This is a genomic window from Idiomarina sp. OT37-5b (assembly GCF_002968395.1).
Lineage (GTDB): Bacteria > Pseudomonadota > Gammaproteobacteria > Enterobacterales > Alteromonadaceae > Idiomarina > Idiomarina aquatica.
The window spans coordinates 720,476-734,377 of sequence record NZ_CP027188.1 but is presented as its reverse complement, the minus strand read 5'-3'; the positions used below and the strand labels follow the sequence as shown (position 1 = coordinate 734,377).

16 protein-coding genes and 2 tRNA genes are annotated in these 13,902 nt (G+C 54.1%); 4 read left to right on the top strand and 14 right to left on the bottom strand.

What is annotated here, in order from left to right:
* From C5610_RS03355 to C5610_RS03340, 4 genes are read left to right on the top strand one after another with little or no spacing between them, the layout of a single operon-like run.
* The gene (locus C5610_RS03355) at positions 1–405 is read left to right on the top strand and encodes a c-type cytochrome (protein ID WP_241970513.1); all 405 of its coding nucleotides are present in this window, start codon (positions 1–3) and stop codon (positions 403–405) included.
* A 43-nt stretch (positions 406–448) separates the two neighbouring features.
* Positions 449–1,597, top strand: coding sequence for a multicopper oxidase domain-containing protein (locus C5610_RS03350; protein WP_105305895.1), 1,149 nt, complete (start codon positions 449–451; stop codon positions 1,595–1,597).
* Between the two features lie 9 nt (positions 1,598–1,606).
* A complete protein-coding gene (locus C5610_RS03345; protein ID WP_105305894.1) occupies positions 1,607–2,368 on the top strand; it encodes a formylglycine-generating enzyme family protein in 762 nt (253 codons plus the stop codon).
* On the top strand, positions 2,365–2,967 hold the full coding sequence (locus tag C5610_RS03340; protein WP_105305893.1) for an SCO family protein: 603 nt from the start codon (positions 2,365–2,367) through the stop codon (positions 2,965–2,967). Before C5610_RS03345 ends, C5610_RS03340 begins: the two co-directional genes overlap by 4 nt.
* A 254-nt stretch (positions 2,968–3,221) precedes the next feature.
* On the opposite strand, the gene nadA is transcribed toward C5610_RS03340, so the two are convergent.
* The 14 genes from nadA to C5610_RS03270 form a co-directional block, all read right to left on the bottom strand.
* Positions 3,222–4,262, bottom strand: a complete 1,041-nt coding sequence (nadA, locus tag C5610_RS03335; RefSeq protein WP_105305892.1) for a quinolinate synthase NadA — start codon at positions 4,260–4,262, stop codon at positions 3,222–3,224.
* Between the two features lie 361 nt (positions 4,263–4,623).
* Positions 4,624–4,699, bottom strand: a tRNA-Lys gene (locus C5610_RS03330).
* A gap of 52 nt (positions 4,700–4,751) precedes the next feature.
* A tRNA-Lys gene (locus C5610_RS03325) sits at positions 4,752–4,827 on the bottom strand.
* Positions 4,828–4,994: 167 nt separating this feature from the next.
* Complete coding sequence (gene ybgF, locus C5610_RS03320) at positions 4,995–5,762, bottom strand: tol-pal system protein YbgF (RefSeq protein ID WP_105307693.1); 768 nt, start codon at positions 5,760–5,762, stop codon at positions 4,995–4,997.
* Between the two features lie 28 nt (positions 5,763–5,790).
* Positions 5,791–6,333 carry a peptidoglycan-associated lipoprotein Pal gene (gene pal, locus C5610_RS03315; RefSeq protein WP_105305891.1) on the bottom strand — a complete coding sequence of 181 codons (543 nt, stop codon included), beginning with the start codon at positions 6,331–6,333 and terminating at the stop codon, positions 5,791–5,793.
* 56 nt (positions 6,334–6,389) lie between these two features.
* Positions 6,390–7,739, bottom strand: a complete 1,350-nt coding sequence (gene tolB, locus C5610_RS03310) for a Tol-Pal system beta propeller repeat protein TolB (RefSeq protein WP_105305890.1) — start codon at positions 7,737–7,739, stop codon at positions 6,390–6,392.
* Between the two features lie 13 nt (positions 7,740–7,752).
* Positions 7,753–8,685 carry a cell envelope integrity protein TolA gene (gene tolA, locus C5610_RS03305; protein WP_262339996.1) on the bottom strand — a complete coding sequence of 311 codons (933 nt, stop codon included), beginning with the start codon at positions 8,683–8,685 and terminating at the stop codon, positions 7,753–7,755.
* A gap of 2 nt (positions 8,686–8,687) precedes the next feature.
* The gene (gene tolR / locus C5610_RS03300; RefSeq protein ID WP_187346289.1) at positions 8,688–9,110 is read right to left on the bottom strand and encodes a protein TolR; all 423 of its coding nucleotides are present in this window, start codon (positions 9,108–9,110) and stop codon (positions 8,688–8,690) included.
* Between the two features lie 2 nt (positions 9,111–9,112).
* Positions 9,113–9,829, bottom strand: coding sequence for a protein TolQ (gene tolQ, locus C5610_RS03295; RefSeq protein WP_105305888.1), 717 nt, complete (start codon positions 9,827–9,829; stop codon positions 9,113–9,115).
* A gap of 68 nt (positions 9,830–9,897) precedes the next feature.
* Positions 9,898–10,344, bottom strand: coding sequence for a tol-pal system-associated acyl-CoA thioesterase (gene ybgC / locus C5610_RS03290; RefSeq protein ID WP_410054412.1), 447 nt, complete (start codon positions 10,342–10,344; stop codon positions 9,898–9,900).
* A gap of 377 nt (positions 10,345–10,721) precedes the next feature.
* Positions 10,722–11,750 (bottom strand): Holliday junction branch migration DNA helicase RuvB, encoded by a 1,029-nt coding sequence (gene ruvB / locus C5610_RS03285; RefSeq protein WP_105305887.1) that lies wholly within the window; start codon positions 11,748–11,750, stop codon positions 10,722–10,724.
* 10 nt (positions 11,751–11,760) lie between these two features.
* Complete coding sequence (gene ruvA / locus C5610_RS03280) at positions 11,761–12,384, bottom strand: Holliday junction branch migration protein RuvA (RefSeq protein WP_105305886.1); 624 nt, start codon at positions 12,382–12,384, stop codon at positions 11,761–11,763.
* A gap of 189 nt (positions 12,385–12,573) precedes the next feature.
* Positions 12,574–13,098 carry a crossover junction endodeoxyribonuclease RuvC gene (gene ruvC / locus C5610_RS03275; RefSeq protein ID WP_105305885.1) on the bottom strand — a complete coding sequence of 175 codons (525 nt, stop codon included), beginning with the start codon at positions 13,096–13,098 and terminating at the stop codon, positions 12,574–12,576.
* A 28-nt stretch (positions 13,099–13,126) separates the two neighbouring features.
* Positions 13,127–13,894 carry a YebC/PmpR family DNA-binding transcriptional regulator gene (locus tag C5610_RS03270; protein ID WP_105305884.1) on the bottom strand — a complete coding sequence of 256 codons (768 nt, stop codon included), beginning with the start codon at positions 13,892–13,894 and terminating at the stop codon, positions 13,127–13,129.
* Between the last annotated feature and the right edge of the window lie 8 nt (positions 13,895–13,902).

Below are 13,902 nucleotides of genomic sequence, written 5' to 3'. Positions count from 1 at the left end.
ATGAGTCAATCTCCGAAATTATTTCGCTTTCTTGCTGTTGCTTCTGTCTGCGCCATGGGCCTGCTTACGGTTCTGCCGGCACCGGCTGCCGCTGCCGACGGTAAAGCGCTGTTTGCCAAGCATTGTCAGGCCTGTCACCAGGCCGGCGGTAAAGGCTTGAGCGGTGTGTTCCCGCCGCTGGCCGGTAACCCCAACCTGGTCGATCAGCCACAACGCATCATCGACGCGGTGCTGAAAGGTAAGTCCGGTGCGCTGGAGGTTAACGGTGTTACTTACAACGGCTTTATGCCGCCAATGAACTACCTCAGCAATGACGATGTGGCGGCCATTGCCAACTACATCAATCTGGACTTAGCCGGTGGCCAGGAAAAAACCGATGCCGGCGCGGTAGCGTCTTTGCGCTAAATCAACTTTTGGTTATTTTTTCAACGACGAAAGGAATGTCATCATGAAAACAATCGCTTTATCCGCTCTTACTGCTGCGTTACTGGCAGCCGTTGTTCCAGCCAGCTATGCCAATGACAGCAAGCCGACCTTAGTGCACGACAGCGAATACGTCATCGACGGCCGCGTGTACGGTTTACCGGAAGCCAAGGTTTACCGCGAAGACTACAATGGCCCGGCGGTGGTAGGTGACTATTTAACCGCGGTACCCCATTTGGCGAAACTGGATTATGTCGGTAATAAAACCCACGACGTGCGCGTTGATGTGTTCTCACAACAGGTCGAAGTCGCACCGGGCGTGAGCTATTCCGCATGGACCTTCGGCGGTACCGTACCAGGGCCGGTGTTGCACGTCCGCGAGGGTGACCGCGTGGTGTTCAAAATGAAAAACCGCTCCGACAAAGAAGTGGTGATCACCGAGCCGGTGAAAGACGGCGCCCCGTTCTTCAGCCAATTGCAGGCCAACCTGTATCAGAACAACAAGCCGGTGGTTAACCCAATGCCGCATTCGATGGACTTCCACAGCGGTACGGTAGCGGCCGAAGACAAATGGCGGACCATTTCGCCGGGCGAAACCATCGAGTTTGAATGGATCGCCAACTACCCGGGCACTTATATGTATCACTGCGGTACCTCCAGCGTGTTAATGCACACGGCGATGGGTCAGTACGGCGCCGTTGTGGTGTCACCGAAAGACGGTTATCCGACCGATGACGATGTCGACCACGAGTACGTGCTGGTGCAGTCCGAGCATTATCTGGAAGAAATGAACGGTCAGTACATTTACAACCACAGTGCCGCACTGGCTCGTGACCCAAGCCATGTCACCTTTAACGGCCATGTCGGTGCGCTGAGCGATACCCCGCTGCGCGCTAACGAAGGTGACCGCGTGCGTCTGCATGTGTTGAATGCCGGCCCGTCAGGTACTTCCAGCTTCCACGTGATCGGTGCCATTTTTGACCGCGTCTGGTACGAAGGCGATCCGCGCAACGAATGGTACGGCATGCAAACCGTGCTGCTGGGTGCCAGCAACAGCGCCACCATGGACTTTATCGTGCCGGAAGAAGGCGTCTATAAGCTGGTTGACCATGAGTTTGCCGATGCGGAACGCGGTGCTGCCGGTGCCTTAATTGCCGGTCCGCGCAAAGACTAGGAGGTAACGATGATGAAGTGGCTGGGCATAGGGTTATGTGCCGTGGCGTTCGCAGCACCTGTAATGGGTGCTGCCGAACCGGTAAAGATACCCGGCGGTTTGTTTGACACGCCGGTATTGCTCGACAGCGATACCCCGTCGATTGCGGTGGAGACGTTCTGGCTGGATGCCACCCCGGTCACTAACCATCAGTTTTTAACGTTTGTGCAGGCACAGCCCGACTGGCAACGCGGTAACATTGCCGCGTTGTTTCACGATGGCTCGTACTTGTCGCACTGGCCGGCCGACACGGTGATAACCGAGCAACAGCACGATGCACCGGTGACCTATGTGTCCTGGTTTGCCGCGCGGGCTTACTGTGAGGCACAGGGCGGACGCCTGCCGACGTTAAACGAATGGGAATACGCCTCGGTGCTGTACCGCCAGCAACAGGGCTTAACGGATGAGGATTATGCGCGCCAGTTGTTTGCCTGGTATTCCAACCCGGGCGCGTCGCAACAGCAGCCGGTGGCTGCCGATGCTCAGCAGTTGGCGCATATGCATGGCCGCATCAACGAGTGGGTGGAAGATTTCCAACTGCTGATTCAAAGTGGCGACGAGGTGGATGTGCTGTCCGGATCCTGTGGCGACAGCGCGCGCTTTCTGGCGAAGTTTAATCAGGCCAATTACGCCACCTTCTTTCGTTATCAATCACGCAGCGACTACGCCGCGCAGAACACCACCAGTACGCTCGGTTTTCGTTGCGCCTACGACCAGAGGAATGAACCATGAAAACCTTACTATGGGCCGCTGCGGCCTCACTGAGTCTGTTGGCGCCGGCGATGGCGCAGGATCATAGCCATCATCAGCATCACAGCCAGCATCCGCAGGCGGCCGAGCCGATGGCGGAGCATTCGGTGTATCAGTTACAGGGTCAGTGGACGACGCAGTTGGGTCAGTCACTGGCGTTACGGGATTTACAGGGCCAGCCGGCCATCGTTACCTTGTTTTACGGCAGTTGCACCACCGCCTGCCCGGTGCTGGTGAATGACGTTAAGCGGCTGTATCAGTTACTGGACCCGCAACTGCAACAGCAGGTGCGGTTGGTGATGGTCAGTCTGGACAGTGAGCGGGATACGCCGGAGGTGATGCGCGCCTATACCGAGAACTATGGGCTGGACAACGACCGTTGGTTATTCCTGCACGGTAATGACGCCGACATTCGTGGTCTGGCGACGGTGCTGGGGGTGCGTTACCGCAAGCGTGACGACGGCAATTTTGACCACAGTAATCTGGTAACGGTACTGGACCGCGAAGGCCGCGTGTCGTTCCGTGTTGAAGGCCTGGCACAACCGATGGAAAAAGCCGCCGCGCATTTGAACGCCCTGTAGCGTGCGCCTCCGGCGCACGTTGTTAAAACGTTTCACCGCAGAGGCCGCTGAGAGCGCGGAGAAAACCTCTTAATATGGAAAACCCAATCGTTCTGGCTTTGGTTTTGAGGGCGGGCCAAGCGCCCACCACCAGCAGCGGTGGTGATATGGTCCGGGAAGCTGTTCGTTTTAAAATTAAAAACCTCTGCGCTCTCCGTGCCCTCTGCGGTGAACATAAAAGATCTTTTCACCGCAGAGGGCGCCGAAGGCGCGACCTACTTCAGGGTGGCGCTGAAGGCGAGCATTCGGTCGAGTGGGATCATTGCCTGCTTACCCAGCTCTGCATCGACATGAATCTCGTGGCTTTCGCCACCGTGTTCCAACGCTTCGGCGATCGCAACCAGGCCGTTCATGGCCATCCACGGGCAGTGTGCACAACTGCGGCACGTGGCACCGTTACCGGCTGTTGGCGCTTCCAGGAAGGTCTTGTGCGGCTGCAACTGCTGCATTTTATAGAAAATACCGCGGTCGGTGGCGACGATAAAGGTATCGTTCGGCAACTCCTGGCTGGCTTTGATCAACTGCGACGTTGAGCCCACCGCATCGGCCATATCAACGATGTTCTGTGGCGATTCCGGGTGTACCAGAATGGCCGCGTCCGGGTGGACTTTTTTCAGATCCAGCAGCGCTTTCGCTTTAAACTCGTCATGCACCACACACGCACCCTGCCACATCACCATATCGGCACCGGTTTGCTTCTGAATGTAGTTACCCAGATGACGGTCAGGCCCCCACAGGATCTTCTCGCCCTTACTGTCCAGGTGCTCAACCAGTTCCAGCGCCATGCTGGAGGTCACTACCCAGTCGGCACGGGCTTTTACCGCCGCCGAGGTATTGGCGTAAACCACCACGGTACGGTCCGGATGCTCATCACAGAACGCCGAGAACTTATCCGGCGGGCAACCCAGGTCCAGCGAACATTCGGCTTTCAGCGTTGGCATCAGCACGGTTTTCTGCGGCGTCAGAATTTTTGCGGTTTCACCCATAAAGCGAACGCCGGCAACGATCAGCGTCTGTGCTTCGTGATCACGGCCGAAACGCGCCATCTCCAGTGAGTCGGCAACACAACCGCCGGTTTCTTCAGCCAGTGACTGGATTTCCGGGTCGGTGTAATAGTGCGCGACCAGCACGGCGTTACGCTGCTGTAATAATTCTTTAATCTTGGCACGGTATTGTGCTTTTTGTTCATCGGATAATGGCTTCGGCTTGGCCGGAAAAGCGTAATCCAATGTATCTAGGGTCTGAATTGCTGACATACTACCTACATCGCTGTTTCGGGTGTTATCTATACGTTGGGTTGATTATAGCGGATTTCAATGGGGTTTACAGCTTGGCGCCGCCTGCGGCGGCTTGCTTAGCGGCACGTGCTTCGCAGTGCCTTGCTTGGCGTGGGCTTCACCCACTTGCCTGGCGGCGCGAAGCGCCTTGCATAAAGCCGTTACTTGCGCTTACGGCGCAAGGAGGCTTGTCGCAGGTGTTTGCAAGCGCCTTTGGCGCGCCAGGCAAGCGGGCGAAGACCGCGCCGAGCTAGCTGCGAGCGCAGCAAGCAGCTTCAGGCAAACCGCCAAAGGCGGTGCCAAGCGCTAAAGGCTTAAGCGGAATCTTGATAAAGGGAAATGGTGGGTTGTGCAGGATTCGAACCTGCGACCAATTGATTAAAAGTCAACTGCTCTACCAACTGAGCTAACAACCCATATTCAGATTTGTTCTTGTGCCAGCCGCACAAACTACACTTGAAGAGAACGTGGTGGGTTGTGCAGGATTCGAACCTGCGACCAATTGATTAAAAGTCAACTGCTCTACCAACTGAGCTAACAACCCACATTTAAAACGCCGCTGCCAATAACTTGGTTACAAGTACCGAAAAGACTGCGCTTTTCTCCTTGGCAACGGCGGCATAGTTTACTTAAATAACGCTGTGATGCAACTGATAATTTCAGTTTTTTGTTCGACTGCTTATTTCGCCAGCAGTTGTTACCTAACTGTTACTACTTAAGACGCTGTTTGGCTAAATTTGCTTCAGTACTATCCGGGTATTCTTCCACCACTTGCTGATAATACTGCTTAGCATCGGCCGACTTACCCTGCTCTGACGCAATCACACCCAGCTTCAGAATACAGTCCGCGCGTTTGTTGCTCTCAGGGAAGTCCTTAACCACCGTTTCAAAATGCTGTTTGGCGGCATCGTATTGCTGCTGCGCAAACTGCAACTGACCTAACCAATAATGCGCGTTAGGCAGATAACTGGAGTTAGGGAACTGTTCGACAAACTGCTCAAACGCCGGTATCGCCGCATCGTAGCGCTTGTCTTCCAGCACCAATGCAATGGCCCGATCGTAGGCATCGTTTTCGCTAAGGTTTGACGAATAACCGTTAGACGACGAGCTACCGGAATCGGTATTGACCGGAACTTGCTGTGCCGTGCTGAAATTACTGCCTGAACTGTTGCCCTGGCTATTCAGTTGGCTGAAGCGGCGGTCGATTTCCTGATAGATCTCGCGCTGACGTTGCAGTAACTGCTCTAGACGGTATTCGTGTTCTTCGGTGATACCGCGCAGTTCAGCGACGTCCTGCTGCAGGTTATTGAGTTGATTCAGCATCTCGAGTTGCGCACCCTGGCGGGCTTCCATCATTCGTTCGATGGTAGCCAGGCGCTGTTCCAGCGAGCCTGCTGAGTCGGAAAGACTAGACACTGGTGCCTGTGCCAGTGAAACACCCGGCACCAGTATCGCTATCGCAATAAGCGTTTTTTTCAACATCGTTGAATACGGCTACTAACAGTGATTAGTAAACAAGAACGGCACGACGGTTTTTCGCGTATGCGCTCTCAGTAGAGGCATTAACCATCGGCTTTTCTTCACCGTAAGATACGGTTGAGATTTGTGAGTCCTGAACACCCAGGTTTTCCAGGTAGCTCTGAACCGCTTTGGCACGACGCTCGCCCAACGCGATGTTGTACTCAGGTGTACCGCGCTCGTCGGCGTGACCTTCGATAACGACGCTAACGTTCGGGTTTTTCACCAGGTAATCTGCGTGTGCAGCTAACAACTCAGCGTACTCAGACTGGATGTTTGATTTATCAAATGCGAAGTAGACGATGTGCTCTTTACGCAGCGCTTCCATCTGCTCTTCACGGATTTCTTCAGGTGTCTTCTGACGGTCCGCAGCACCAACCTGAACACCTGATCCTGAGTCCTGGTCAGACGCTTCGTTAGTCTGCTGACCTGAGCCTGCACCGGCGTCAGTAGACTGGTTAGAGCTACAAGCGGCCAAAGTTGCCATTGGTACAGCAATTGCCAGAGCTTTTAAGAGTTTGTTCAGCTGCATCCTTTTAATCCTTATATTTTCGAGTCAAACCAAGTGGTTTATTGTATTGCAAATTACTACATAAAGGGTGACCAGGACGGCGACTTAACTTCACCATCCGATGCCGGTAACCGGGCCTTAAAGCGACCATCCGTCGATACCAGCGCCAACACCTGCTTATCATTATGGGTCGTGCTGTAAATCACCATACTGCCGTTTGGCGCAATGCTTGGCGATTCGTCCAAAAACGTTTTGGTCAGCACTTGCATGGTACCCCGTGGAAACTCTTGGCGAGCGATGTGATAGTTGCCGCGGGTGCGATTGACCAAAATCATCGAATCACCGCTTGGCGCAACTGTACCACCTAAGTTTTGCTCACCTTCGAACGTTAACCGGCGTACCTGACCTGAATCTAAATTTACGCTATAAAGTTGTGGTCTGCCACCCCTTTCTGACGTAAATACCAGCGATTTACTGTCAGGCGTCCAACTAGGCTCGGTATCAATCGTACGATTCCGTGTCACACGTTGCAAGTTTTTAGTCGCCAGGTCCATCACGTACAGTTCCGGGTTGCCGTCTTTCGACAATACCATCGCCATTTTCTTACCGTCCGGCGAGAATACCGGGTTACCGTTGATGCCCGGGAACGAAGTTAATTTTTCCCGACGCGTCGTGTAAATGTCCTGAATGAAAATTTCTGCGGTTTCGTTCTCGAAACTGACATAAGCCAACTTATTGCCGTCCGGAGACCACGACGGTGACATCAATGGTTCCGGGCTACGCAGTAATATTTTTTCATTGGCGCCATCGTAGTCCGCGACCATCAGTTTGTAGGGATACTGGTCGTCATGATTGACGGTAACGTAGGCGATGCGGGTCATGAACGCGCCGCGTTCGCCCGTTAAGGCCTCGTAGACGACGTCCGAAATGCGGTGCGAGTACTGACGGAACTGATCACCGTCGATGACCGAGCTACGGGCATCAAGAATGTGGTCGTTACTTTTTACCAGTTGACCGTCGCGCAGCATTTGCGCGTTACCGCCGGTGATTTGTCCGCGCAGCACGTCCACCAACTGAAATTTGACCATGTAACGGTCGACCGAATAGGGTTCAATGGTGCCCATCAACACCGCTTCAACGCCCAGTTTCGCCCAGGCGGAATAATCCAGCTCGCCGTCGTTCGCCGGTTGCTGTGGCATTGCCGACTGCGGGATCGGATTAAATTTACCACTGCGGGTTAGGTCGGCGGCGATGACGTCGGTCAGATTACCCGGAGCCGGGCCGTCACCCAGCCATTTAAAAGGTACAACCGCAATCGGTCTGGCGGTGTCCATACCTTCGGTAATGACGATCTCCAGGACGCCGGCTCGGGCGCTGGCAGTCAGCACGAAGAAAAACAACAATGTGTTGATTAACAGCTTTTTCATGGTTCACCTTAAGTTACAACTGCGGTTTAACAGTTAGTTTGATGGTACTCATTTGTTCATAAATCTCAGGATCTTCCGACACCGGTAAAGTGGTTGCCTTCAACACCGCATTTTCGGCTGAGCGACACACCGCCGGGTCACCGGCGCCGGTGGTCACGCTTTTCACAAAACCACTGGGCGCTACGCTGATGGTCAATTCGCAGGACTTACCGCTCATTGACTCGTCGACGTTCCAGTTGCGCTGAATGGTCTGTCGGATCAGCGCCTGATATTTCTCGATTTCGCTGAGCATCTGCTGACGACGTGCGGCGGCACGGCGCTCACGCTCGGCTTCCATTTCTTTTTGCAGTTGCGCTTCTCGCTCAGCCGCTTTACGACGCTCCTCTTCCAGGCGTTTACGTTCTTCCTCGCGGCGTTTGCGCTCTTCTTCCGCCCGACGCTCGGCTTCTTCAGCGGCCTTACGGCGCTCTTCTGCTGCTTTCGCGGCTTCTTCCGCTTTACGTCGTTCTTCCGCCAGTTTTTCCGCTTCTTTACGGGCTTGTTCGGCGGCACGACGAGCTTCTGCGGCTTCCTGACGTTCGCGCTCCTGCTGCTGCTCGATTTCACGGCGACGCTGTTCTTCACGTTCACGCGCTTTACGAGCGTCTTCCGCTTTGCGTTCTAATTCGGCAATGCGTTGTTGTTCGGCACGGCGTTCGGCTTCTTTTTGCTCTTTGATGCGCTGGACCTGTTGTTCAACCGCGGCCTTATCCACCGATACCGCCTGCACCACCTCGTCGGGCTGCTGCTGGAACTCTGATTCACTCAGACTCACTTCCATCGGTGTTGGTTCCTTTGGTGTGAATTCAAAACTGAATAACAACACCGCACCAATGGCCAGGTGTATGCCGATGGAGTAAACCAGCGGTAAAGTAATACTGTCTGTGCCTGGTACTTTTTTCGCCACAACTAATTTTCCGAAGAGTCTGTCATAAGGCCAACCGAGGGCACGCCTGCTTTTTGCAGTAACACCATCAGTTGCACCACCTGGTTATAGGACACCGCCCCGTCACCGTTGACCATTACCGGTGTGTCCGGCTCGACCTGCAACTGTGCGGCCACCAACGTCGCCACTTCCTGCGCGCTGATCGGCTGGTCCGGGTTGGTGTTCTGATTGAGATAATAATTCCCCTCGGCGTCTACCGAGGCCACCAACGGTGGCTTAGAGTCTTTTGCCAGCGGTTCCGAGGACGCTTTTGGCAGTTCTACCTTAACGCCCTGCGTGATCAGCGGCGCCGTTACCATAAAGATGATCAACAGCACCAACATCACGTCGATGTAGGGTACGACGTTAATTTCCGCGACCGGCTTACGGCGTTTGCGCGGCATCACCATCATAGCGCAGGGTCCTCGCTTTTGCTGTTACCGTTAGCACTTTGTGCCAGCGCCTGACGCTGCAAAATGGCAATGAACTCGTCGATGAAGTTCATGTAATGGTTATCGACCTTTTCTACCCGGTTAACATAGCGGTTATAGGCAATGACCGCCGGAATCGCGGCAAACAGACCCATGGCCGTAGCGATCAGAGCCTCGGCAATACCCGGTGCTACCATCGCCAGCGTGGCCTGTTCAACTGCACCAAGGGCGATAAAGGCGTTCATGATCCCCCACACGGTACCAAACAAGCCGATGTAAGGGCTGATCGAACCGATGGTGGCCAGAATACCCAGGTTGTTCTCGAGTTTTTCCAACTCCCGCGCGTGGGCAACGCGCATCGCGCGGAACGCCCCTTCAACGGTCGCCTGCGGGTTAGAGCCCTGATGATTGCGCAAGCGCGCGAATTCTTTAAAGCCGGCGTGGAACAGCAGTTCCATGCCTTTGGCATTTTTTGCGCGGGCTGAAATTTCCTGATACAGACGTGCTAAATCGACACCGGACCAAAAACGATCTTCAAACTTCAGCGCGTCTTTGTTGGCGGTGGCAATCACCTTTTTACGCTGGAAAATCAGCACCCAACCCCATACTGACATGGCCAACAGCATGATCATGACCAACTTCACCAGCAGGCTTGCCTGCCAGAACAAATCAATAAAGGATAATTCTGTTTCCACGCTATGTAACCCTCTGTTGTGACCGTTGTGCGTGCTACTTAGGCACTTCGTTATTTCGTCCGGCTGGTTTAGCCCAGTGCCGCGCTGATCGCCGTATGAATCGGCTCTGGCATGGCAACCGCGCGCATCGCCTGCTTATCCACACAGGCTGCTTTTACCGTTGCCTGGCAGTGCAGCTGCCCCTGTTTGCCCAACACCCGCTGGGTAAAAACGATGGAGGCGCGCTTTAGCTGTTCGACCTTAACCGTGACCGTCAGTTCAGCGTTAAAACGAACCGCTTCGCGCAGGTCCAGTTCCACCTGTCTGACGACGAAGGCTCTATTGTGATCTAACCAGCTGTCCTGTTCAATCCCTAAAGACCTTAACCATTCGGTGCGGGCGCGCTCAAGGAATTTGAGATAATTCGCATAATAAACGATACCACCAGCATCTGTGTCTTCGTAATAAACCCGTATTGGCCACTCAAAGTGCTCGTTCATATTGGACAAAACCCCTAAAAATGACAACTTTGTCATATTTGCTCCCGGAGCCTTTAAAAGTTGGACTGAGCAATTTCTCAGCAGACTTTTTTTTATGACAAAATTGAAACAATTAAAATTCAGATAGTTGTTTTTTAACGAATTTTTTCGTTTGTTGAAAAAATGTTGGTCTTTTTTTCACCGTTTGTTACAACAGTCGGATTACTAAAACTAATTTGAAAGTGCAATTTTTCTTGTTTGATACAGCGCAATTTAGCCGTATAATAGCCATCAAATCGAAGAGACAGAGTTTGGTTGTCACTATTTCTGAGTTTTTTTGATTTGGTTCCCTGGATTTTTTTAACTTCCTTCTTGTTGTTCTGTTTGCCCGTACTTATGTGCGGGCTTTTTTTTGGCTATTTTTTACAGAACATTTACCGAGTTTTGTCTTCCGGCTTTAAACCAAAGTGCTGATAAGCGCGCGGTGTTGCCATGCGACCCCGGGGCGTGCGCTGCAGAAAGCCCTGTTGGATCAAATACGGCTCGAGCACGTCTTCAATGGTGTCTTTCTCTTCGCCAATGGCTGCCGCCAGGTTATCCAGCCCCACCGGACCACCGAGGAATTTCTCCATGATCGCCAGCAGCAATTTGCGGTCCATGTAATCAAAACCAGCCTGGTCGACGTCGACCATGGTCAGCGCGGCGTTGGCGGTGGCTTCATCGACTTCACCGTTGCCTTTCACCTCGGCGTAGTCCCGAACCCGTCGCAACAACCGATTAGCAATACGCGGGGTGCCGCGCGAACGGCGGGCAATCTCACGGGCGCCGCCCTGCTTCATCACCATGTTCATGTACTTGGCGGAGCGCTCAATGATGTCGGTCAATTCTTCTACGTTATAAAATTCCAGCCGTTGGACGATGCCAAAGCGATCCCGCAGTGGCGACGTCAGCGCACCGGCACGGGTGGTGGCACCGATCAGTGTAAACGGCGGCAAATCGAGTTTAATGGAGCGCGCCGCCGGCCCTTCACCGATCATGATGTCGAGCTGGTAATCCTCCATCGCCGGGTAAAGGATCTCCTCCACCACCGGACTGAGGCGATGAATTTCATCGATGAACAACACATCGTGCGGTTCCAGGTTGGTCAGCAGCGCGGCTAAGTCACCGGCTTTTTCCAGCACCGGCCCGGAGGTGGTTTTAATGTTGACGTTTAATTCATTGGCAACGATGTTGGCCAGTGTGGTTTTACCCAGCCCCGGCGGACCAAAAATGAGCAGATGATCGAGCGCTTCCTGTCGTTTGCGGGCGGCCTCGATAAAGATCTCCATTTGCTCAACGACGTGTTTCTGACCGGTGTAGTCGGTCAGCACTTTGGGGCGAATGGCGCGATCGATGGCTTCGTCGTCGCCCTGAGTCGCGGCTTCGACGATGCGATGGCTCGGTATTTGGTCGGCTTCAATCATGGTGTTCTCGTTATGCCAGTTGTTTTAGCGAGGCTTTGATCAGCTCTTCGCTGGTTAACTCCTGCTGATACACCGCAGAGAGCGCTTTTTCCGCCTGATTCGGTTTATAACCCAGCGCCAGCAAGGCACTCAAGGCGTCGGCGCGGGCATCGGCCGGGTGTACAAAGGTGGAATCGGCGGTGACCGCGTCAATGGCTGCGGCGTCGGTCGCCGGTGTACTGCTGCCCTGCCAGTCTTTCAGGCGGTCGCGCATTTCGATCACCAGCCGTTCGGCGGTTTTCTTGCCAACACCGGGCAGTTTTACCAGCCGGCTGACGTCGTTTTGATTCACCGCCCAGACAAATTCGTCGGCGTTCATTCCGCTGAGGATGGCCAGCGCCAGTTTGGGGCCAACGCCCTGGGTTTTGATTAATAACCGGAACAGGCTGCGCTCGCTCTGGTTATTAAAACCGTACAATAACTGGGCGTCCTCGCGCACCACAAAGTGAGTCACCAGGGTAACGGCTTCGTTAAGTGCCGGCAGTGCGTAGAAGCAGGTCATTGGCAGTTGTATTTCGTAACCAACGCCGTTGACGTCGACCAGCACTTCAGGAGGCTGTTTGGCGATAAGCTTGCCGGAAATTTGTCCAATCATTGGTGTTCTTTTTTTATTGGTGATGGCGATATCATATCATTGGGTATTCGGGGGCGCTAGGCGGGGTTACGCCTCGGACCGTCGGTACGTTCGGCTACGCCTCACTAAACCGACGGCTACCGACGATCTGTTTAGGTTCCCAGGAAATGCTGGCGTTTCAGGTTTCAAAGGTTTTTGACGTTGAATTCTTTAAAACCTGTGATGGTTGATATCCCGAGGAATTAATTCGGACCGGCGGGAGGTATTGGCGTGACAAATAGCGACAGCGAGGGCATCGGCGGCGTCAGCCTGAGGCCGGCGGGACAGTTTCAGCAACGCCATCACCATATGCTGTACCTGCTCCTTTTCCGCCGCACCGGTGCCCACCACCGCCTGCTTAATCGAACGCGCGCTGTATTCCGCCACTGGCAGATCACAACACGCCGCCGCCACAATCGCCGCACCCCGTGCCTGCCCCAGCTTTAACGCCGAATCCGGGTTACGAGCCATAAACACCTGCTCAATCGCAAATTCATCCGGCTGAAACTGCGTAATCAGCTCCGCCACCGAATTGTGAATACGCTTCAGCTTTTCCGCCAGCGTCAGCGGCTGCGCTGCCGTTCCCGTAACCCGAATGCAGCCACTGGCGACATAATGCAAATGGCGGCCGTGGCGCTGAATAATGCCGTAACCGGTTAGCCGGGAACCCGGGTCAATGCCCAGAATGATGCTCATGCGTCAGGTCGCTCAGTGAGAGGTTGTATTAACTGTCGTTTAGATTCGCCAACACCTCGTCCGAGATGTCCGCGTTATGATACGCATTCTGCACATCATCGAGGTCTTCCAGCGCATCCAGCAGTTTTAAGAAACTGCGCGCACTGTCCTCATCCAAATCCACTTTGGTGTCCGGTACCATGGTCACTTCGGCGTTGCTCGCGTGCAACTCGCGCGCATCCAACGCATCCTTAACCGCACCGAAGTTTTCCGGTGTGGTCATCACCTCAAGGCTGCCGTCGCTGTGTTTGACGATGTCCTCAGCGCCGGCTTCCAGCGCCGGTTCCATCAGCTGTTCCTCGGTCACCTGCTGAGCGGAATCGTCGTTACTAAAACTGATGACCCCCCTTTTATTAAACAGGTACGCCACCGAGCCGTCGGTGCCCAGGTTACCGCCGTGCTTGCTGAACGCGTAACGCACTTCCGACACCGTGCGATTTTTATTGTCGGTCATGCACTCCAGCAAAATCGCCACACCATTGGGGCCGTAGCCTTCGTAGGTCAGCTCTTCAACGTTATCGCCTTCCATTTCACCGGTACCGCGTTTGATCGCGGTATCGATGGTGTCGCGTTTCATGTTATTGGAAAGCGCTTTATCAATGGCGGCGCGCAGGCGCGGATTGGTTTCCGGATCGCCACCGCCCTCGCGGGCGGCGACATTAATTTCGCGGATGAGTTTTGTGAAGATTTTGCCGCGCTTAGCGTCCTGCGCGGCTTTACGGTGTTTAATGTTGGACCATTTAGAATGACCTGCCATAGTTCACC